This window comes from Enterobacter sp. BNK-13 (assembly GCF_048685015.1).
In the GTDB taxonomy this organism is placed as follows: domain Bacteria; phylum Pseudomonadota; class Gammaproteobacteria; order Enterobacterales; family Enterobacteriaceae; genus Enterobacter; species Enterobacter quasiroggenkampii.
Genome location: NZ_JBLQTP010000001.1, coordinates 1136707 through 1158217, shown reverse-complemented (window position 1 = coordinate 1158217; position 21511 = coordinate 1136707). Strand labels below are relative to the sequence as shown.

At 56.8% G+C, this 21511-nt stretch carries 15 protein-coding genes; 5 read left to right on the top strand and 10 right to left on the bottom strand.

Going from position 1 to position 21511, the window contains the following annotated elements; genetic code table 11:
• Positions 1-116 precede the first annotated feature (116 nt).
• From ACMGGQ_RS05465 to lrp, 8 genes are all read right to left on the bottom strand, one after another.
• Positions 117-980: a dimethyl sulfoxide reductase anchor subunit family protein gene (locus tag ACMGGQ_RS05465; RefSeq protein WP_262822029.1), complete on the bottom strand. Its 864-nt coding sequence runs from the start codon at positions 978-980 to the stop codon at positions 117-119.
• A gap of 1 nt (position 981) precedes the next feature.
• Entirely contained in the window at positions 982-1599 is a 618-nt protein-coding gene (locus tag ACMGGQ_RS05460; RefSeq protein ID WP_021240882.1) for a DMSO/selenate family reductase complex B subunit, read from the bottom strand.
• Between the two features lie 10 nt (positions 1600-1609).
• Positions 1610-4054, bottom strand: coding sequence for a dimethylsulfoxide reductase subunit A (gene dmsA, locus ACMGGQ_RS05455; protein WP_069719509.1), 2445 nt, complete (start codon positions 4052-4054; stop codon positions 1610-1612).
• 210 nt (positions 4055-4264) lie between these two features.
• Complete coding sequence (serS, locus tag ACMGGQ_RS05450; RefSeq protein ID WP_008499983.1) at positions 4265-5557, bottom strand: serine--tRNA ligase; 1293 nt, start codon at positions 5555-5557, stop codon at positions 4265-4267.
• Between the two features lie 92 nt (positions 5558-5649).
• Positions 5650-6993 carry a replication-associated recombination protein RarA gene (gene rarA, locus ACMGGQ_RS05445; RefSeq protein ID WP_008499984.1) on the bottom strand — a complete coding sequence of 448 codons (1344 nt, stop codon included), beginning with the start codon at positions 6991-6993 and terminating at the stop codon, positions 5650-5652.
• A gap of 9 nt (positions 6994-7002) precedes the next feature.
• A complete protein-coding gene (gene lolA / locus ACMGGQ_RS05440; RefSeq protein ID WP_024907806.1) occupies positions 7003-7617 on the bottom strand; it encodes an outer membrane lipoprotein chaperone LolA in 615 nt (204 codons plus the stop codon).
• A 128-nt stretch (positions 7618-7745) separates the two neighbouring features.
• A complete protein-coding gene (locus ACMGGQ_RS05435; RefSeq protein ID WP_420289688.1) occupies positions 7746-11426 on the bottom strand; it encodes a DNA translocase FtsK 4TM domain-containing protein in 3681 nt (1226 codons plus the stop codon).
• 135 nt (positions 11427-11561) lie between these two features.
• A complete protein-coding gene (gene lrp, locus ACMGGQ_RS05430; RefSeq protein ID WP_000228469.1) occupies positions 11562-12056 on the bottom strand; it encodes a leucine-responsive transcriptional regulator Lrp in 495 nt (164 codons plus the stop codon).
• 544 nt (positions 12057-12600) lie between these two features.
• Between lrp and trxB the strand changes: the two genes are divergently transcribed.
• From trxB to infA, 5 genes are all read left to right on the top strand, one after another.
• On the top strand, positions 12601-13569 hold the full coding sequence (gene trxB / locus ACMGGQ_RS05425; protein WP_032638969.1) for a thioredoxin-disulfide reductase: 969 nt from the start codon (positions 12601-12603) through the stop codon (positions 13567-13569).
• Between the two features lie 114 nt (positions 13570-13683).
• Positions 13684-15450, top strand: a complete 1767-nt coding sequence (cydD, locus tag ACMGGQ_RS05420) for a heme ABC transporter permease/ATP-binding protein CydD (RefSeq protein WP_420289687.1) — start codon at positions 13684-13686, stop codon at positions 15448-15450.
• The gene (cydC, locus tag ACMGGQ_RS05415; protein ID WP_420289686.1) at positions 15450-17171 is read left to right on the top strand and encodes a heme ABC transporter ATP-binding protein/permease CydC; all 1722 of its coding nucleotides are present in this window, start codon (positions 15450-15452) and stop codon (positions 17169-17171) included. Before cydD ends, cydC begins: the two co-directional genes overlap by 1 nt.
• Before the next feature lie 45 nt (positions 17172-17216).
• Entirely contained in the window at positions 17217-17921 is a 705-nt protein-coding gene (gene aat, locus ACMGGQ_RS05410) for a leucyl/phenylalanyl-tRNA--protein transferase (protein WP_126534815.1), read from the top strand.
• Positions 17922-18205: 284 nt separating this feature from the next.
• Positions 18206-18424, top strand: a complete 219-nt coding sequence (gene infA, locus ACMGGQ_RS05405) for a translation initiation factor IF-1 (RefSeq protein ID WP_002211347.1) — start codon at positions 18206-18208, stop codon at positions 18422-18424.
• A gap of 71 nt (positions 18425-18495) precedes the next feature.
• Here the strand turns inward: infA and ACMGGQ_RS05400 are convergent, their stop codons facing one another.
• A complete protein-coding gene (locus tag ACMGGQ_RS05400; RefSeq protein ID WP_420289685.1) occupies positions 18496-18945 on the bottom strand; it encodes a hypothetical protein in 450 nt (149 codons plus the stop codon).
• Positions 18946-19205: 260 nt separating this feature from the next.
• On the bottom strand, positions 19206-21485 hold the full coding sequence (clpA, locus tag ACMGGQ_RS05395) for an ATP-dependent Clp protease ATP-binding subunit ClpA (protein ID WP_014831269.1): 2280 nt from the start codon (positions 21483-21485) through the stop codon (positions 19206-19208).
• Positions 21486-21511 lie beyond the last annotated feature (26 nt).

Below are 21511 nucleotides of genomic sequence, written 5' to 3'. Positions count from 1 at the left end.
TATGTTTTCATTTATTAATGGGCAAAATTAAAACAAAACGACAGTCGAAAAATTTCATGATCGAAAAAAGAAAAAGCCGGGCACTCAGGCCCGGCTTGATATAACCAAATACAACATTAACTAGCGATAGCCATACCTACAGTCATATGCAACCCGTAGAACACGCCGCGACCAATCAGTTCACCCGCCAGTACCAGCACAAAAGCCAGTGACAACAACGGCAGCGCAGGCTGATAGCCTTTGAGCTGAGGAGCAATCCAGAATACCAGCGCAGCGACCAGCAGGACGATACGCCAGGCCATCAGCGCACCGTAGTCCGGCACCAGGGCAGAGGCCTGCTGGATAGAGCTGTGAATGGTTGCCAGTTCAGAACCCTGCATCAGAGCGACCATCGCACTCACTACCAGCGCCAGAAGCGAAACAGCGGGCAGCAAACGCATAGCCCATCCGTCGACACCCGCCACGCGCAGCAGCAGGTAGCCCAGCAGCGGCCCGCCGATAAACATCGTCAGGAAGAAGCTTATTGGCGTCCAGACGCTGTACCAGGTGGGGACGGTATCAATGGTGTTATAGACACGCACCATCATCCACACGAACACCACGCCCAGCACCATGGTCAGGATCAGCCACAGGCTGCGCAGACCCGCAGGCAACTTCTTCATAGCGGCCAGCAGCCAGCCTAGCCCACCGACGGCAAAGAAAATTGCGCCACTGGCAATCTCGTTACTCAGTGATGAGGCCCCCACGCGGTTCAGAGAGTTAAACGCGCGCATCGGCGAGCCCAGGTGCAGCGTTGAGGCGATAAAGCCAATCCCCATTAGCACCCACAGGCCAAACATGCTCAACACTAAACGCTGCTGCTGTTCAGCATTGAGCTGACCTTTCAACAACGCCAGCGCGAGCACAATAAAGCCGCCCGCCACGCACTGACCAAAGACCGTGAAGATCATCAGCGGCCATTCATGCCATCCACTTCCCATCTCACACCTCCTTCGGGTTTGCCAGGTAGCCGGTGGTGTCACCTGTAGGACGGCTGTTGGCGTTAGGTTTAATCACAATACTTGGCTTCGTGAAGTGCGCAGACGGCAGCGGTGCCACGGCGGCGAGCTGACCGTGTTTCTGACGCAGCTCTTCAATCGGGCCGAAGTCCAGCGCGCGCAGCGGACAGGACTCGACGCAAATCGGCTTTTTGCCATCCGCTACGCGGGTGTGGCAGCCATCGCATTTGGTCATGTGGCCTTTAGCGGCATTATACTGCGGTGCGCCGTACGGACAGGCCATATGGCAGTAGCGACAGCCAATGCAGACATCTTCATCCACCACCACAAAACCGTCTTCTCGCTTGTGCATCGCCCCGCTCGGACAAACCTTCGTGCAGGCAGGATCTTCACAGTGGTTACAGGCAATCGACAGGTAATACGCAAAGACGTTCTGATGCCAGACGCCGTTATCTTCCTGCCAGTCGCCCCCGGCGTATTCATAGATGCGACGGAAGCTCACGTCCGGCGTCAGGTCTTTGTAATCTTTGCAGGCCAGCTCGCAGGTTTTGCACCCGGTACAACGGCTGGAATCAATAAAAAATCCATACTGAGTTGTCATCGGTTACTCCTTAAACCTTTTCAACCTGGACAAGGTTTGTGTGGGATGGGTTACCCTTCGCCAGCGGCGACGGACGCTGTGTGGTCAGTACGTTAATACTGCCTGCCTGGTCGATGCGGTTGGCATCCGGGCTGTACCAGGCCCCTTCCCCTAACGCCACCACGCCGGGCATCATGCGTGGGGTGACTTTGGCTTCAATATGCACCTCGCCGCGACCGTTGAAGATACGCACGCGATCGCCATTGCTGATGCCGCGCGCTTTCGCGTCCATCGGGTTAATCCACATCTCCTGGCGGCAGGCGGCCTTCAGCACGTCGACGTTACCGTAGGTAGAGTGCACGCGAGCTTTGTAGTGGAAACCGGTCAGCTGCAGCGGGAATTTCGCCGTCAGCGGATCGTTATAGTTTTCAAAGCCCGGCGTGTAGATCGGCAGCGGATCGATGACGTCCCCTTCCGGCAGTTCCCAGGTTGACGCAATGTTTGCCAGCGCTTCGGAGTAGATTTCGATTTTGCCCGACGGCGTGGTCAGCGGGTTCGCCTGCGGATCTTCACGGAACGCTTTGTACGCCACGTGGTGCCCTTCCGGATCGCGCTGTTTGTACATCCCCTGCTTGCGGAAGGTATCAAAGTCAGGAAGGTCAGGGATCGCCTTGCGGGAGAGTTCATGCAGATGGCGCATCCACCCTTCCTGAGTACGTCCCTCGGTAAACTGCTGCTCAACGCCAAGACGTTTCGCCAGTTCAGAGGTCATCTCATAAATGGTTTTGCACTCAAAGCGCGGTTTAATCGCCTGGTCGGTAAAGATCACGTAGGACATGTTGCCGCAGGAGGCGTCCAGCGCGAAATCCATCTGCTCAGAGGCGGTGCAGTCCGGCAGCAGGATATCGGCATATTTTGCCGAGGAGGTCATGTGGCAGTCGATCACCACAATCATCTCGCACTTCTTGTCGTCCTGCAGGATTTCATGGGTGCGGTTGATTTCGGAGTGCTGGTTGATGAGACAGTTACCGGCATAGTTCCAGATCATCTTAATCGGCACGTCCAGCTTGTCCTTGCCGCGCACGCCGTCGCGCAAAGCGGTCATTTCCGGGCCGCGTTCAATCGCATCGGTCCACATAAACATGGAGATGCTGGTCTGAACCGGGTTATCCAGCGTCGGCATACGTTCGAACGGCACTTCATATGAACCTTCACGCGCCCCGGTGTTACCGCCGTGAATGCCGACGTTGCCGGTCAGAATGGAGAGCATGGAAATAGCACGGGTCGCGATTTCGCCGTTCGCATGACGCTGCGGACCCCAGCCCTGGCTGATATAGGCCGGTTTGGCTGAGCCAATCTCGCGCGCCAGCTGAACGATACGCTCTGCCGGGATGCCGGTGATGGTGGAGGCCCACTCCGGCGTTTTCGCCACACCGTCGCTGCCCTGTCCGAGAATATACGCCTTGTAGTGACCGTTAGCAGGTGCGCTGGCGGGCAGGGTTTTCTCGTCATAGCCGACGCAGTATTTATCCAGGAAAGGCTGATCAACAAGGTTCTCAGTGATCATCACCCACGCGAGCGCGGAGACCAGCGCGGCATCGGTTCCCGGACGGATTGGGATCCACTCGTCCTCACGTCCGGCACCGGTGTCGGTATAGCGCGGATCGATGATGATCATGCGGGCATTGGATTTGGCGCGTGCCTGTTCGAGGTAGTAGGTCACCCCGCCACCGCTCATGCGGGTTTCACCCGGGTTGTTACCGAACAGCACGACCAGCTTACTGTTTTCGATATCGGACGGGCTGTTGCCGTCAGCCCAGCCGCCGTAGGTGTAGTTCAGTCCTGCCGCGATCTGCGCAGAGGAGTAGTCGCCATAGTGATTGAGATAACCGCCGCAGCAGTTCATCAAGCGCGCCACCAGCGTTTTTCCCGGTGGCCAGGAGCGGGTCAGCGTGCCGCCAAGCGTCCCGGTACCGTAGTTCAGGTAGATAGATTCGTTACCGTACTCTTTAATCAAACGCTGCATGTTGGTGGCGATGATGTCGTAGGCTTCGTCCCAGCTAATCCGCTCGAATTTCCCTTCCCCACGCTTACCGACGCGCTTCATCGGGTATTTCAGGCGGTCCGGATTATAGACGCGACGACGCATGGAACGACCACGCAGGCAGGCACGGACCTGATGTAACCCTTCGTAGTTATCGTCGCCGGTATTGTCGGTTTCGACATATTTAATTTCACCGTCCACCACATGCATACGCAGCGGACAACGGCTACCGCAGTTGACGGTACAGGCACTCCACACCACTTTTTCCGGCGAAGTGGCCGGAGACAGAGCCTCTGCCGCCGACGCCAGTCGGGTAAAGGGGAGCGTGAAGGCACTGCTGGCTACGGCCAGGCCGCCTATGGCCGTGGTTTTCATCAACCCACGGCGAGTGACCTCGGCAGCCATTAATGCTTCAGGCGCGTTGATTTTCATAGAGACTCACTTTGGTTGCTCACAAAGAAAAGAGAGGCGGCGCAAACCGCTATGTAGTTTTATATATAACGATTTTTTTCGTTATCAGCGTTTTATGCTGACTTTCATTCGGAGGAGTATTACTACTTTAGAGGGAGGGGTTATTGCGTCGTATCAAATCAAAGGCATAAAAAAAGCGCCCTGAGGCGCTTTTTTGTTTTAAGGCAAATATTAACCGATGTACTGCTGGCCTTTCATGTATGGACGCAGCACTTCAGGGATCTCGATACGACCGTCTGCCTGCTGGTAGTTTTCCAGCACGGCAACCAGGGTACGGCCCACAGCCAGACCAGAACCGTTCAGGGTATGCACCAGACGGGTTTTCTTGTCAGATTTGCTGCGGCAGCGTGCCTGCATGCGGCGCGCCTGGAAATCCCAGACATTAGAGCAGGAGGAGATTTCACGGTAGGTGTTCTGCGCAGGCACCCACACTTCCAGATCGAAGGTTTTGCAGGCGCCAAAGCCCATATCACCGGTGCACAGCGCCATACGACGGTACGGCAGACCCAGCAGCTCCAGCACTTTCTCCGCGTGGCCGGTCATCTCTTCCAGCGCGTCCATGGACTCTTCAGGACGAACGATCTGCACCATCTCAACCTTGTCGAACTGGTGCATACGGATCAGACCGCGCGTGTCGCGACCGTAAGAACCGGCTTCAGAACGGAAGCACGGAGAGTGCGCCGTCAGTTTGATCGGCAGATCGTCTTCGTCGATGATCTCATCACGCACGAGGTTAGTCAGCGGCACTTCCGCGGTTGGGATCAGCGCGTAGTTGCTGCTGTCTGCTTCTTCGTCCAGCGGACGGGTATGGAACAGATCGCCGGCAAATTTCGGCAGCTGGCCCGTACCGTACAGCGTATCGTGGTTGACCAGATACGGCACGTAGGTTTCGCTGTAGCCATGCTGCTCGGTGTGCAGATCCAGCATGAACTGCGCCAGCGCGCGGTGCAGATGGGCAATCTGGCCTTTCATCACCACGAAGCGAGAACCGGTCAGCTTAACCGCTGCCGCAAAATCCAGGCCCGCGTGCATTTCGCCCAGCGTCACGTGATCGCGCACTTCAAAGTCAAACTCACGAGGCGTACCCCAGCGTTTCACTTCAACGTTGTCGTTTTCATCTTTGCCGACAGGCACGCTGTCGTCAGGAATATTCGGGATAGCCAGGGCAATATCACGAATTTCGGCCTGAAGAACATCCAGCTCCGCTTTCGCCTGATCCAGTTCTTCACCCAGCTTGTTCACTTCCAGGCGTAATGGCTCAATATCTTCCCCGCGCGCTTTCGCCTGGCCGATGGATTTCGATCGAGAGTTACGCTCTGCCTGCAGATTTTCAGTTTGTACCTGCAGAACTTTACGACGCTCTTCAAGAGCGCGCAGCTTATCTACATCCAGCTTAAAGCCCCGGCGTGCCAGTTTTTCAGCGACTGCGTCTGGCTCATTACGCAGCAGATTGGGATCGAGCATGCTTATCCTGTGCTTATCGAATTAAAATAGGAAATGTGACCACAGCCTGCGGTCACAAGGATACAATTGCCAACATTACCGCAACGACTGAACTAACGGTAGCGTTTTATAGGGCTATTTTGATCCTGTCCGGCGAGCCAGGTGAGCTTTTCACCAATCTTGCCTTCAAGACCTCTGTTTGTGGGGTGATAATAGCGCGTTTGTGCCATCTCCTGCGGGAAATATTCCTCCCCGGCGGCGTAGGCATTGGGTTCATCATGAGCGTAGCGGTACTCCTGCCCATACCCCATCTCTTTCATCAGTTTGGTCGGCGCATTACGCAGATGAACCGGTACATCGTAGTCCGGGCGTTCGCGTGCGTCAGACATCGCGGCCTTAAACGCGGTATAGACGGCATTGCTTTTTGGCGCACAGGCCAGATAGACAATCGCCTGCGCAATGGCACGCTCGCCTTCCGCAGGTCCAACCCGGGTGAAACAGTCCCAGGCCGACAGAGCGACCTGCATGGCGCGAGGATCGGCATTGCCGACATCTTCTGAGGCAATCGCCAGACAGCGGCGCGCGACGTATAACGGATCGCCACCCGCAGTAATAATACGCGCATACCAGTACAGTGCCGCATCCGGCGCGCTGCCGCGCACGGACTTATGCAGGGCCGAAATGAGATCGTAAAAACGGTCACCTTTATTATCGAACCGCGCGCTGCGTTCCCCGGCAATTTCGGTGAGCAGTTCCGGCTTCAGCACCCGCTTGCCGGCATCGTCGACTTCGGCCATATCGGCCATCATCTCCAGCGTGTTCAGCGCCCGACGCGCATCGCCGTTAACCAGTTCCGCAATCGCACGACGCGTCTCGTCAGGCAGAACGATATCCTGTCCCCCGTAGCCGCGCGATTTGTCGTCCATCGCCTGAGTAAGAACCTTTTCGATATCCTCGGTCGTCAGCGATTTGAGCAGGTAAACGCGCGCGCGGGAAAGCAGCGCCGAGTTCAGCTCAAACGACGGGTTTTCGGTGGTCGCGCCGATGAAGAAGATCGTGCCGTCTTCAATATGCGGCAGGAAGGCATCCTGCTGGCTCTTGTTGAAGCGGTGGACTTCGTCTACAAAGAGAATGGTGCGCCGCCCGGCATTGCGGTTCTGCCGCGCACGCTCGATCGCTTCGCGGATCTCTTTCACGCCGGACGTCACCGCCGAGATACGTTCGACGTCTGCGTTGGCATAGCGGGCAATCACTTCAGCGAGGGTCGTTTTACCGGTGCCGGGTGGCCCCCAGAGGATCATGGAGTGCAAATGCCCCGCCTCAATGGCGCGCGGCAAGGGCTTACCGGCAGCCAGCAGGTGCTGCTGGCCGATATACTGCGCTAAATTTTCTGGCCGCATACGTGCGGCCAGAGGTTGAAACGCGTTATCTGAAAAATCGAGCGACAGATTGCCCACTCACGCCTCTTACTTATTGCGTTGGTCGTCCACCGTTACGCCCTTCGGCGGGGTAAAGGTGAATTTCGATGCATCAACGGCGCCGTTCTGCTGAGACTTGAGCTGATAGCTGCTGCGCTGATCGTCCTGCTCAACCGCGCCGAACTGATTAATGGTACCGTTAGTGCTGACATTGATGGTGAACTGCTTCAGGTTGCCGTTGCTGCCTTTCGGCGTCAGGACAAATTCGTCACCTGTCTGTTTAATATTGTACTGCTGCCAGTCGCTGGCCTGGTTACGGGCAATCAGCATAAACGGCGTATTGCTGGTCGCATCCTTCAGCCAGGTCGCCGTGGCCTGCTCAACGAACGGGTTGAAGAACCATAGGGTTTTACCGTCAGAGACCAGGATGCTCTCATCCGGCTGGGTCATGTGCCAGTTAAACAGATTGGGGCGTTTAACCCACAAATCTCCCTGACCTTCCTGCACCGCGTTGCCGCTGCCGTCCGTCACTTTTTGCGTGAAGCTGGCGTGGAAGCTGCTTACTTTATCCAGTCGGCTTTTAAGGTCGCTGGCTGCATCAGCCCAGACGCTGCTGGCGACAAAACTGGTGAGTAATGCACAGGCGATGGCGATTTTTTTCATTGTTATTCCTTAAAATACGTCTTCCCGATAGGGGGTTTCCGTCTTCTATTCTGGACCTGCCCGAAGGCAGGCGACAGAAGAAAATGCTTAATTTTGGCTGATTTACCCTTCTTTGCAATTGCGGAAGGTTAATCAAACGGTGGCGGTGCAAGCACCTCGCGGTTACCGTTATGCCCCTGCTCGCTCACAATGCCCTGCGCTTCCATCTGCTCGATGATGCGCGCAGCGCGGTTATAGCCGATGCGGAACTGACGCTGTACGCCGGAGATAGATGCTTTGCGTTTTTCGGTAACGAAGTTAACCGCCTGATCGAATAACGGATCCAGCTCTTCACCGCCGTCAAAGCCACCGCCGCCGCCTTCGCTTTCCGTGTCGCTGGTGATGCCATCGACGTATTGCGGACGACCGCGCGCTTTCCAGTCCTGCACGACCGCGTGCACTTCCTGGTCGCGCACGAACGCGCCGTGAACACGTACCGGAGAGGTAGAGTTCGGACCGGAATAGAGCATGTCACCCATACCCAGCAGCGATTCTGCACCGCCCTGGTCAAGAATAGTACGCGAGTCAATTTTACTGGATACGGTAAAGGCGATACGCGTCGGAATGTTCGCTTTAATCAGACCGGTGATGACGTCCACGGAAGGACGCTGGGTCGCCAGCACAAGGTGAATACCGGCCGCACGCGCTTTCTGCGCCAGGCGGGCAATCAGCTCTTCCACTTTCTTACCGACGGTCATCATCAGGTCAGCGAATTCATCGACCAGCACCACGATATAAGGCAGTTTTTCCAGCACCGGATGCTGGGCATCCATGCTGTCACCCGGCTTCCAGTATGGATCCGGAATCGGACGTCCCATGCGCGCCGCTTCGGCGATTTTCTCGTTATAACCGGCCAGGTTACGTACGCCCAACGCAGACATCAGCTTGTAGCGACGCTCCATCTCATTCACGCTCCAGCGCAGAGCGTTGGCGGCGTCTTTCATGTCGGTGACCACTTCGGTCAGCAGATGAGGAATACCTTCATAGACCGACAGTTCGAGCATTTTCGGGTCAATCATGATGAAACGCACATCTTCCGGCTGCGCTTTATAGAGCATGCTGAGGATCATGGCGTTCACACCGACGGACTTACCGGAACCAGTAGTACCCGCGACCAGCAGGTGAGGCATTTTTGCGAGGTCTGCCACCACCGGATCGCCAGCGATATCTTTACCCAGCACCACGGTCAGCGGGGAGGGGTTATCGCGGAACTTGGTGTTATCCAGCACTTCACGCAGGTAGACGGTCTGACGTTTTTTGTTCGGCAGCTCAAGACCAACGTAAGGTTTACCCGGTATCACTTCCACCACGCGCACCGCCACGGTCGACAGCGAACGCGCCAGGTCGCGGGAGAGGTTGGAAATACGCGCGGCTTTTACGCCCGGCGCCAGGTTCAGTTCAAAACGGGTGATCACAGGACCCGGTGAGTAGTTCACCACGTCCGCCTTGATACGGAAGTCAGCCAGACGGGCCTCCACCAGACGCGCCATCTGCTCCAGCGCGAAGGTATCAACCGGTTCAACTTCTGACGGCGGCGGCGTTAACAGATCCAGAGAGGGCAGCGGCGTGCTTGGACGCTGCAGCGGACGGCTGTCACCGTTACGCATCAGCAGCGGGTGAATCAGGCTCTCCTGAGGCTGAGGCGCAGGCTGCTGGAACTGCGGCGGCTGTGGTGGCTGCTGCGGCTGTGTATACGGCTGCTGAACGGGCTGTTGCGGCTGAGCATAGGCCTGTGGTGCCGGTGGCTGGCGCACAGGCTCAGCTTCCGGCATCACGCTCGGGGTAAATAAAGGCTCGCTTGGGCCATCATCCACCAGATCTTTCATCGGCGAGAATTCAAAGTCCGACAGCGAGAACGGATTTGCACCAGCCGGTTGTTCACCGGAATAGCGCTGCTGCTGGGTGGCGGCAAACTGACGCGCCAGTTCCGCTTCCGCGGCGTCATCGTCGTCTTCCAGCGCCGGTTCATCGTGCTGATACTCTTCACCGTAGCGCTGATTCTGCTGCGCAGCGAACTGGCGGGCCAGCTCGTCCTGCTGCATTTCATCAGCATCATCGTCGTACTCAGACTCGCGCGCTTTTTCTTCAGCCATACGCTGGGAAGGCAGCTTGATGCCATAAGAAGCAAGCTCACGGCGGGTTGGCACGCGGACGCGGTTAGGACGAGGCAGCTGCGGACCAATCCCCTCTTTCACCTGAGGACGAGGTGCCCCCCCGGTTGCCAGGCTAAAGACAGGTGCAGCCACGGCCGCCGCTGCGGTAGCCTGCTTCACGCTTTCCGCTACGGGTGCAACAGCAGGCGTCGGGTCGACAGGTGGAACAGATACAGAAGGCGTTTTCGTAACCGGCTCCTGCACCGGTTCAGGCACAGGCTGATACCAGGCGGCCAGCTGTTCGCGCTCACGCGCGCGGCGCTCTTCGACTTCTTCAAAATAGTACAGCGGTGGACGGGCAGGCTTCACCTCTTCCACGATTTCAGGCTCAGGCTGCGGTGCGACATAAGACTTTACAGGCTCGACCGGTTCAGGCACATACTCCTGATACGGTTGAGGCACTGGCTGCTGATATTGCTGCGGGTCATACTCAGGCTGCGGCGGCTGATAAGGCTGCTGCCACTGTTCCTGCTGCACGGGGATGTAGCTTACAGGTTCAGGCGCAATGACGGGCTCTGGCGTGTGAACACCCGGCGCAGTCTGCCACTCAACCTGAGGCTGCTGAATAACGGATTCCGGTGGCGGGACCGGCGCGGATGGCATCACGGCGTCGACAGGCGCGGCATACGCCTGGGCTGCAGTCGTCGCGGCGGCCGCGGCTGCTACCGGTTCGGTGACCGAGTGGCCGTTTAACAGCGGGTCGTATTCGTCAAAGTCCCCGGGCGTGGCCCGGCTGCCGGAGAAGAGCACATCGTCAGGATCGACGGCGACACCCGCAGCGCGATACGCCACCTGCTCGTCTTCATCCATGCGTTTACCGGAGAAAAGCGCCGCATCGGTTTTACGGCCCAGTGGGTTGGCAAATTTCTCGGCCACACGCTGGCGACGCGCCAGCGCGCCGCGCAGAATTCGGGCACGACGAGACTCGCGACGCTGCGCAGGCGCGTCATCTTCCTCTTCATCTTCGTATTCGTCTTCATCCACCCACGTATCGTCACGGCGGGTACGATTGCTGGCAAAAGTCAGAATGGTGAGGATAAAGCTGCCAATTTTCTCGGCAATGCTCACCCAGGACCAGCCGGTAAACAGCGTCAGCCCGGCGGCCCAGATGCACAGCAGCGCCAGCGTGCCGCCGCTGCTGTGCAGCATCGGCTGGAGCGCAGAACTTAATAAGCTGCCGATCACCCCGCCAGAGGCGAAGTACCAGATATCATCGGCGTTAATCGCCGCCAGCCCGCAGGAGGTGAGGATCAGCGCCAGCGCGCCAATCAGGCGCAGCGAGACGGCGAAATAGTCGATGTAATCATCGTTCTGACGATGACGCCACGCAAACCAGCATCCGCCAATAATAATGACGGGAAGGGTATAGGCCATCACACCGAAAATGAAGAACAGCGTGTCCGCAAGCCAGGCACCGGGGACACCGCCTAAATTATGGATAGGCTCATGCCATGCAGTTTGTGACCAGCTGGGATCCGAGGGGTTGAAACTGAGTAAGGCTGCCATCAGCCAGACGGCAAAAAGGGCAATAACAATCAGCAAAGCCTCGAGGAGACGACGTCCGCTGCTTAGCTTCGATAGTGTGACTTCTTTGTCTTCAGTGTATTCCTGGCTCAAGAAAGGCTCTCCAGGTATCAGGCATATCCTGCCTGTTTGCTAAAACGGACAACAGCGCCGGGACTCCCCGGCACTGTTGCTGTATGGATTAACAGGAGTGTAATCAAACTACGCTGATTTTGCACCTGTTCCGTGTTAGCGCGTCTTAATAACCAGACGATTGCTCTGTTTGACCTCTTCCATCACCACGTACGTACGGGTGTCGTTCACGCCCGGCAGACGCAACAGGGTTTCCCCCAGCAGCTTACGGTAGGCGGACATATCAGGCACACGGGTTTTCAACAGGTAGTCGAAATCACCAGACACCAGATGACACTCTTGAATTTCTTCAAGTTTTTGTACAGCGGCGTTAAATTGCTCAAACACATCCGGCGCACCACGATTCAGAGTAATCTCAACAAATACCAGAAGTGAGGCATCCAGATAATGCGGGTTCAGCAGAGCCGTATAGCCCTGAATAAAACCCTGTCTTTCCAGTCGGCGCACACGCTCAAGGCACGGCGTCGGGGAAAGTCCCACACGTTTTGAAAGCTCGACGTTGGAAATACGCCCATCCTTTTGCAATTCATTAAGAATGTTACGATCGATACGGTCGAGATCTTTGCCAGGGCGCTTCTTGCTATCTACCATTATTATTGTCTCTCTGTATTCCTTCCCTACTCCTGCCTGGACCCTGTGCACATCACTGTTCAGAGCCTGTACCCGTTAGTCATCACATCGCCTGATTATGTAATAGACGCGATGCGGATTCGGGTTCTGTTGGTAAGAAGACCGTTGCCCGAAGGCAGTCACCGACATCACGTATGGCGTCTGTCCACGCCATGCGTAGATTTCACTGACCCGGTAAAAATGGCATTTACGTGCATGCCTATGCGGCATACGGTTAACGCGGTTTTTTTTCTTCCTTGAATGTTTTCGCAAAAGCGCAGGGGATTGTCAAAGCAAAACATCGTTTTTTAGTACAACATGCCGGATATTCATTGCGGCAGGGTATTAATCCTCATTTTATTGCCTTACAAACGACCGCTTTTCTGGAGAAAGCGTGATGTTATCGCGCGCGATTCATCGTCCATGGCTATTACACAGATTGATATCAAAATTGCTGCGCTCTTTTTTTACGGCAACAAATTCCCTACAATCCAGCCAAATGTCTGCCAACAACAATGGGGATCTCATGGGCACGGCCAAACACAGTAAGCTGCTAATCCTTGGTTCTGGACCTGCGGGATATACCGCGGCGGTCTATGCTGCACGCGCTAACCTGCACCCGGTATTAATCACCGGCATGGAAAAAGGCGGTCAGCTGACCACCACCACCGAAGTGGAAAACTGGCCAGGCGACCCGAACGACCTGACCGGGCCGCTGCTGATGGAGCGTATGCACGAGCATGCCGCTAAATTCGAAACCGAAATTCTGTTCGATCACATCAATAAGGTCGACCTGCAGAACCGTCCGTTCCGCCTGACGGGTGACAGCGGTGAATACACCTGTGACGCGCTGATCATTGCAACCGGTGCCTCTGCCCGTTACCTCGGCCTGCCATCCGAAGAAGCGTTTAAAGGCCGCGGGGTTTCTGCCTGCGCCACCTGCGACGGTTTCTTCTATCGCAATCAGAAGGTCGCGGTCATCGGCGGCGGCAACACTGCCGTGGAAGAAGCGCTGTACCTGGCGAACATTGCCTCTGAAGTACACCTGATCCACCGCCGCGAAACCTTCCGCGCGGAGAAGATCCTGATCAAACGTCTGATGGACAAAGTAGCAAGCGGCAACATCGTGCTGCACACCAACCGTACGCTGGAAGAGGTGACGGGCGACCAGATGGGCGTTGCCGGTCTGCGTATTCGTGATACCCAGAACACCGATAATGTCGAAACGCTGGAAGTGGCGGGTCTGTTTGTGGCCATCGGTCACAGTCCGAACACCGCAATCTTCGACGGTCAGCTTGAGCTGGAAAACGGCTACATCAAAGTGCAGTCCGGCATTCACGGTAATGCGACTCAAACCAGCATCCCGGGCGTATTCGCGGCTGGCGACGTGATGGACCATATTTATCGTCAGGCGATCACCTCTGCGGGCACCGGCTGTATGGCCGCGCTGGACGCTGAACGCTACCTCGATGGACTGGCTGAACAAGGTAAATAATCTTTACAAGTCAGTAACAAACGTAAATAAAGGCGGCGATAAGTCGCCTTTATTGTCTCCCCGTTGTAACATTGCGCTGCCCAACTTCTAATAACGTCACCTGCAAAGTACGCAATGGAAAAAACCCGTCAACAAGAGTTAACACGCTGGCTGAAACAGCAAAGCGTTCTTTCCCGCCGCTGGCTTACGATTTCCCGTCTTTTGGGTTTCGTCAGCGGTCTGTTGATTGTTGCCCAGGCATGGCTGCTGGCCCGCATTCTTAATCACATGATCATGGAGAACATTCCACGCGAAGCGCTCCTGCTGCCCTTTATTGTCCTGATCCTGATTTTTATCCTGCGCGCCTGGGTGGTGTGGCTGCGTGAGCGTGTCGGTTTTCACGCCGGACAGCACATCCGCTACGAGATCCGCCGTCAGGTGCTCGACAGGCTTCAGGAAGCCGGGCCCGCGTGGATCCAGGGTAAACCGGCCGGTAGCTGGGCGACGCTGATCCTTGAGCAGATTGACGATATGCATGACTACTACGCGCGCTATCTGCCGCAGATGGCCCTTGCCGTCTTCGTTCCGCTGCTGATCGTGATCGCCATCTTCCCGGTGAACTGGATGGCGGCGCTGATTCTGATGGGTACCGCCCCGCTGATCCCGCTGTTTATGGCGCTGGTCGGCATGGGAGCTGCGGATGCCAACCGCCGTAACTTCCTCGCACTGGGTCGCTTAAGCGGTCATTTCCTCGATCGTCTGCGTGGTATGGAGACATTGCGCATTTTTGGCCGCGGTGAAGCGGAAACCGAAAATATTCGCCTGGCGTCACAGGACTTCCGTCAGCGCACCATGGAAGTACTACGCCTCGCCTTCCTGTCTTCAGGCGTTTTGGAATTCTTCACCTCGCTGTCGATTGCCCTTGTGGCGGTCTACTTCGGCTTCTCCTACCTCGGTGCGCTGGATTTCGGCCACTACGGCACGGCGGTGACCCTTTCCGCCGGTTTCCTGGCGCTGATCCTGGCGCCGGAGTTTTTCCAGCCGCTTCGCGATCTGGGAACTTTCTATCACGCCAAAGCTCAGGCGGTTGGCGCCGCCGATAGCCTTAAAACGTTCCTGGAAACGCCGCTGGCCCACCCGGAGCGCGGTGACGTGACGCTGAATGCGAAAGATCCGGTAACCATTGAAGCGCAGGACTTTTCCATTCTGTCGCCCGAAGGCAAAGTGCTCGCCGGTCCGCTGAACTTTACCTTACCTGCCGGACAACGCGTGGTCCTTGTCGGCATCAGCGGTTCCGGGAAAAGTTCTCTGCTGAACGCGTTGTCGGGTTTTATGGCCTACACCGGTTCACTGCGGATCAACAAAACCGAACTGCGCAACCTCGACCCTGACGCCTGGCGTAAACAGCTCAGCTGGGTAGGCCAAAACCCACAGCTTCCCGCCGCTACGCTGCGCGAAAATGTGCTTCTGGCGCGACCGGACGCGCGTGAAGATGAACTGCAGTCGGTTCTCGACCGCGCCTGGGTCAGTGAGTTTCTGCCGCTGCTGCCGCAAGGGGTGGATACCGTTGTCGGCGACCAGTCCGCCGGGCTGTCGGTCGGGCAGGCGCAGCGTGTGGCCGTTGCCCGCGCGCTGCTCAACCCATGCCAGCTGATGCTGCTGGACGAGCCTGCAGCCAGCCTTGACGCACACAGCGAGCAGCGCGTCATGGAAGCGCTTAACGCCGCCTCCCGGCAGCAAACCACCCTGATGGTCACCCACCAGCTGGAAGGGATTGCCGACTGGGACCAGATCTGGGTCATGGAAAACGGCCGTATTGTTGATCAAGGCGATTACGCCTCTCTCGTTGCCGCCCAGGGGCCATTTGCTACCCTGCTGGCGAACCGTCAGGAGGATATCTGATGCGCGCTCTGCTACCTTACCTGGCGCTCTATAAACGCCACAAATGGATGCTGACGCTGGGTATTGTGCTGGCTATTGTCACGCTGCTCGCCAGCATCGGCCTGCTCACGCTTTCCGGCTGGTTCCTGTCGGCCTCGGCCGTCGCGGGGTTCGCCGGTTTATACAGCTTCAACTACATGCTTCCGGCTGCCGGGGTTCGCGGTACCGCCATCACCCGTACTGCCGGACGCTATTTCGAACGGCTGGTCAGCCACGACGCCACTTTCCGCGTGCTGCAGCACCTGCGTATCTATACCTTTAGCAAACTGCTGCCCCTCTCCCCTGCCGGGTTGGCGCGTTTTCGTCAGGGAGAATTGCTTAACCGCGTGGTGGCGGATGTCGACACGCTGGATCACCTTTACCTGCGGGTGATTTCCCCGATCGTGGGCGCGTTTGTGGTGATTGTGGTGGTCACGCTGGGGCTGTCTGTTCTGGATGTCCCCGTTGCGCTGACGCTGGGTGGGATCATGCTGCTGACGCTTATCATTCTGCCGCCGCTGTTTTACCGCGCCGGGAAATCCACCGGGGAGAACCTGACGCGCCTGCGCGGGGACTACCGCCAGCAGCTGACTGCCTGGCTTCAGGGGCAGGCGGAGCTGACCATTTTTGGTGCCAGCAAGCGCTACCGCGCCCGCATGGAAAGTACGGAGCTGAACTGGCATGAAGCCCAGCGCCGCCAGTCGGAACTGACGGCCTTCTCTCAGGCGCTGATGATGCTGATCGGCGGCGTGGCGGTGATAGCCATGCTGTGGTTGGCATCCGGCGATATCGGGGGAAATACACAGCCGGGTCCGCTTATTGCCCTTTTCGTCTTCTGTGCGCTGGCCGCGTTTGAAGCGCTGGCCCCGGTGACGGGCGCCTTCCAGCATCTGGGGCAGGTCATCGCTTCTGCCCTGCGCATCACCCAGATTGCCGAGCAGAAACCTGAAGTCACGTTCAGTGCCGGGCAGACCGTGGTACCAGAGCAGGTTGCACTGACGCTGGAAGATGTCACTTTCAGCTACGACAAACAGGCGCAGAACGCGCTTGACGGTATTACCCTTTCTGTTAATGCCGGTCAGCGGATTGCGATCCTCGGCCGTACCGGCTGCGGTAAGTCGACGCTGCTGCAGCTGCTGACCCGTGCCTGGGATCCGCAGCGCGGCCAGATTCGTTTTAATGACACGTCGCTGACTGATTTCAGCGAGCAGGCCCTGCGCAAAACGGTCAGCGTCGTTCCGCAGCGCGTGCATCTGTTTAGCGCCACCCTGCGCGATAACCTGCTGCTGGCAGCCCCAGAGGCCACGGATGATGCGCTTCGCGCCATGCTGGAACAGGTCGGTATGCATAAGCTGCTTGAGGACGAGGGATTGAACAGCTGGCTGGGCGAAGGCGGTCGTCAACTCTCCGGCGGTGAACTGCGCCGTCTGGCGATTGCGCGCGCGCTGCTGCACGATGCGCCGCTAATGCTGCTTGACGAGCCCACCGAAGGGCTGGATGCCACGACCGAGAGCCAAATCCTTGATTTGCTGGCCAATGTCATGACCGGTAAAACCGTCCTGATGGTCACGCACCGCCTGCGTGGACTGGCGAGTTTTGATCGGATAATTGTGATGGACAACGGACACATTATTGAGCAAGGTAGTCACGCAGAGCTGTTGGCGAAACAGGGTCGCTACTACCAGTTTAAACAGCGTCTGTAGACTATATTTGTAGCGTCCTCACTCGCGTACTGGAGTTTTGCTGTCATGCGCCTGGTCCAGCTTTCTCGTCATAACATCGCGTTCCCTTCTCCGGAAGGGGCGCTGCGTGAGCCCAATGGGCTGCTGGCCCTTGGCGGTGACCTCAGCCCTGCGCGGTTATTGATGGCGTACCAGCGCGGAATCTTCCCCTGGTTTTCTCCCGGCGACCCCATTTTATGGTGGTCTCCCGATCCGCGTGCCGTGCTGTGGCCAGAGCAGTTTCACCTGAGCCGCAGCATGAAGCGTTTCCATGCGAAATCCCCCTACCGCGTCACCCTGAACCACGCCTTTGGACAGGTCATTGAAGGCTGTGCCGAAGACCGCTTTGAGGGAACATGGATTACCCGCGATATCATTACCGCCTACCACCAGCTTCATGAGCTTGGCTACGCTCACTCCATCGAGGTATGGGACGGTGGAGCACTCGTCGGCGGCATGTATGGCGTGGCGCAGGGGACGCTGTTTTGCGGCGAGTCGATGTTCTCCCGCGCGGTGAATGCATCGAAAACGGCGCTGCTGGTCTTCAGCCAGGCATTTGCCCAGCGCGGTGGACGTCTGATCGATTGTCAGGTGCTCAATGAGCATACGGCTTCCCTCGGCGCCGTTGAGATCCCGCGCCGTCAGTACATCGAGCATCTGGATGCCAGCCGTCAGGAGAAGCTCCCCCGCGACTTCTGGATACCGAGAACGCTCTTTATGCCCAATGTCTAAATGTTTTCCGCATATTTTTTGTGAGGGTGTTATAATTATGCCGCAGAGTAGCTTCTGCCTGTTGCCCCGCCGCCGTTTGGGACCCTCGCTTCAGATAACGTCCTGACGTTTATCCTGTTGTCTCCCCTTTACGAATGCGCTTCCTGTTCGGTTGTACCGTGACGCTTGGGCAATGCGCCGAAACTGTTTTGCTGCGTTTTAATCGCGCAATTCTTTACTTAATTGATGAATTTCGGCATTATCTTGCCGGTTCAAAACTTGGTAGTGATACCCCAGAGGATTAGATGGCCAAAGAAGACAATATTGAAATGCAGGGTACCGTACTTGATACGTTGCCTAATACCATGTTTCGCGTAGAGCTGGAAAACGGTCACGTGGTAACTGCGCACATCTCCGGTAAAATGCGCAAAAACTACATCCGCATTTTGACGGGCGACAAAGTGACTGTTGAACTGACCCCGTACGACCTGAGCAAAGGCCGCATTGTCTTCCGTAGTCGCTAATTGTTTTCGCCTGTAATGGCAGATGAATATTTAAAAGGTCGGGTTAATCCCGGCTTTTTTTATTTGTGGCGTTAGTGTTGCTGCGTCGGAAGAAGTATTGTCATCCACGGTTGTGCAGGAGCGATTAAATCCCCCGCCATAGAATGAGCCATGTCATGGAGTAATCCCGTCAGGTGCGGCAGCATATCGCGGTCAAAATGCGATACCAGCAACACATGATTCAATGCCCGGCAGTAATCACACTTTGTTTCTGTATCTTCTAGCAGCCACTCCTTTTGTCGCGGTTGTTCCGATTCGTCCTCAAATTCCACTATCTGAAAATCACGCATGGATTCTGTGAGGCCGGATTTTACCTCTTCCAGATAAGACCCGAGGCAACGACATACGGGCTGCGTTTGTGGGAGTGATTTGCAATCCAGCAGGATTTCGGTGAGCAGGTTGCAGCGCTCGGCCAGGGTGGGGAGATCGGGGTTGAGGGAGAGTTCGCTGTAAAGTTGGGCGAAATTATTAATATCAGTCATATGTGATCCTTTATGCACGTAAGATTGTTTGTGCACACTTTCAGGACGCCAATCCCGGCACCTGATTTTGCAGGTGCGCCGCCATTTTATTACTGTGGATTTATCCAGCAATCAACGTCGTACGAAACTGGAAAGCGCCTCGCAAAATTCCTCTGCGGTCTGTTGCCCTCACCCCAACCCTCTCCCACAGGGAGAGGGAGAAAAGCAGGCATAAAAAAACCGGGCATTCGCCCGGTTTTTAACATTAACGTTCAACTCACTCAGTGAGCCGCTTCCGGCTTGTGCTTAGCTGCACTCTGGAAATCGTACGTCAGTTCGTTCTTCGCCTGGTCCAGCGCCACGGTCACCTGGCCGCCGTCCACCAGCGAGCCAAACAGCAGCTCGTTCGCCAGCGGTTTCTTCAGGTTGTCCTGAATCACACGCGCCATCGGACGGGCGCCCATCGCACGGTCGTAGCCTTTCTCAGCCAGCCAGTTGCGGGCCTCCTGGCTCACTTCCAGCGACACGCCTTTCTGATCCAGCTGAACCTGCAGCTCGACGATGAACTTGTCTACGACCTGGTGGATCACTTCGGTAGACAGGTGATCGAACCAGATAATGTTGTCCAGACGGTTACGGAACTCCGGCGTGAAGATCTTCTTGATCTCCTCCATCGCATCGGTGCTGTTATCCTGGTGGATCAGGCCGATAGATTTACGCTCGGTTTCACGTACCCCGGCGTTGGTGGTCATCACCAGCACCACGTTACGGAAGTCCGCTTTGCGCCCGTTGTTGTCGGTCAGCGTCCCGTTGTCCATCACCTGCAGCAGGATATTGAACACGTCCGGGTGCGCTTTCTCGATTTCATCGAGCAGCAGTACCGCGTGCGGATGCTTGATCACCGCGTCGGTGAGCAGGCCGCCCTGGTCAAAGCCCACGTAGCCCGGAGGCGCACCGATCAAACGGCTGACGGTGTGACGCTCCATATACTCGGACATATCAAAGCGCAGCAGCTCAATGCCCAGCGCTTTGGAGAGCTGAACCGTTACCTCGGTTTTCCCCACGCCGGTCGGGCCGGCAAACAGGAAGGAACCGACAGGCTTGTGCTCATGCCCCAGCCCGGCACGGGCCATCTTGATCGCTTCGGTTAAGGCCTCAATGGCTTTATCCTGACCAAAGACCAGCATTTTCAGGCGATTGCCGAGGGTGCGCAGCGTGTCGCGGTCGCTCTGAGAGACGCTTTTCTCAGGGATACGCGCGATGCGGGCTACCACGGACTCAATATCCGCCACGTTAACGGTTTTCTTACGCTTGCTGGCCGGCATCAGGCGCGCACGCGCCCCTGCCTCATCAATCACGTCAATCGCCTTATCCGGCAGATGACGGTCGTTGATGTATTTCACCGCCAGCTCCACCGCCGCACGTACCGCTTTCGCGGTGTAACGCACGTCGTGGTGCGCTTCGTACTTCGGCTTAAGGCCGTTGATGATCTGCACCGTTTCCTCGACGGACGGTTCGGTCACGTCGATTTTCTGGAAGCGGCGCGCCAGCGCACGGTCTTTCTCAAAGATGTTGCTGAACTCCTGGTAGGTGGTGGAGCCAATCACGCGGATCTTGCCGCTGGAGAGCAGCGGTTTGATCAGGTTAGCCGCATCCACCTGGCCGCCGGAGGCCGCACCCGCGCCGATGATGGTGTGGATCTCATCGATAAACAGGATGCTGTTGGTATCCTGCTCCAGCTGTTTTAACAGTGCCTTGAAGCGTTTTTCAAAATCACCGCGGTATTTCGTGCCCGCCAGCAGCGAGCCGATATCCAGCGAGTAGATGGTGCAGTCGGCAATCACTTCCGGCACGTCGCCCTGCACAATGCGCCAGGCAAGCCCTTCGGCAATTGCGGTTTTACCCACGCCAGATTCCCCCACCAGCAGCGGGTTGTTCTTGCGGCGACGGCACAGCACCTGGATCGCGCGCTCCAGCTCTTTATCGCGACCAATCAGCGGGTCGATACCGCCAACGCGAGCAAGCTGATTAAGGTTGGTGGTGAAGTTTTCCATACGATCCTCCCCGCCTGCTTGCTCTTCATTGTTATTGACCTGATTGCTGGAATCCGACGCCTGGTTAGGCTCGTCTTTGCGCGTTCCGTGAGAGATAAAGTTAACCACATCGAGGCGGCTGACTTCGTGTTTGCGCAGCAGATAGGCAGCCTGTGACTCCTGCTCGCTGAAGATGGCGACTAAGACGTTTGCGCCAGTCACTTCGCTACGTCCGGAAGACTGGACGTGGAATACCGCGCGCTGCAGCACACGCTGGAAGCTGAGCGTCGGCTGCGTGTCGCGCTCCTCTTCACTGGCTGGCAGCACCGGTGTGGTTTGTTCGATGAAGGCTTCGAGTTCCTGACGTAGCGCCACCAGATCCACGGAGCAGGCTTCCAGCGCTTCGCGGGCAGATGGGTTGCTAAGCAGTGCGAGCAGTAAATGCTCGACGGTCATAAACTCATGTCGGTGCTCACGCGCTCTGGCGAAAGCCATGTTTAAACTGAGTTCCAGTTCTTGATTGAGCATAGGCACCTCCCCCAATTTTATGCCTT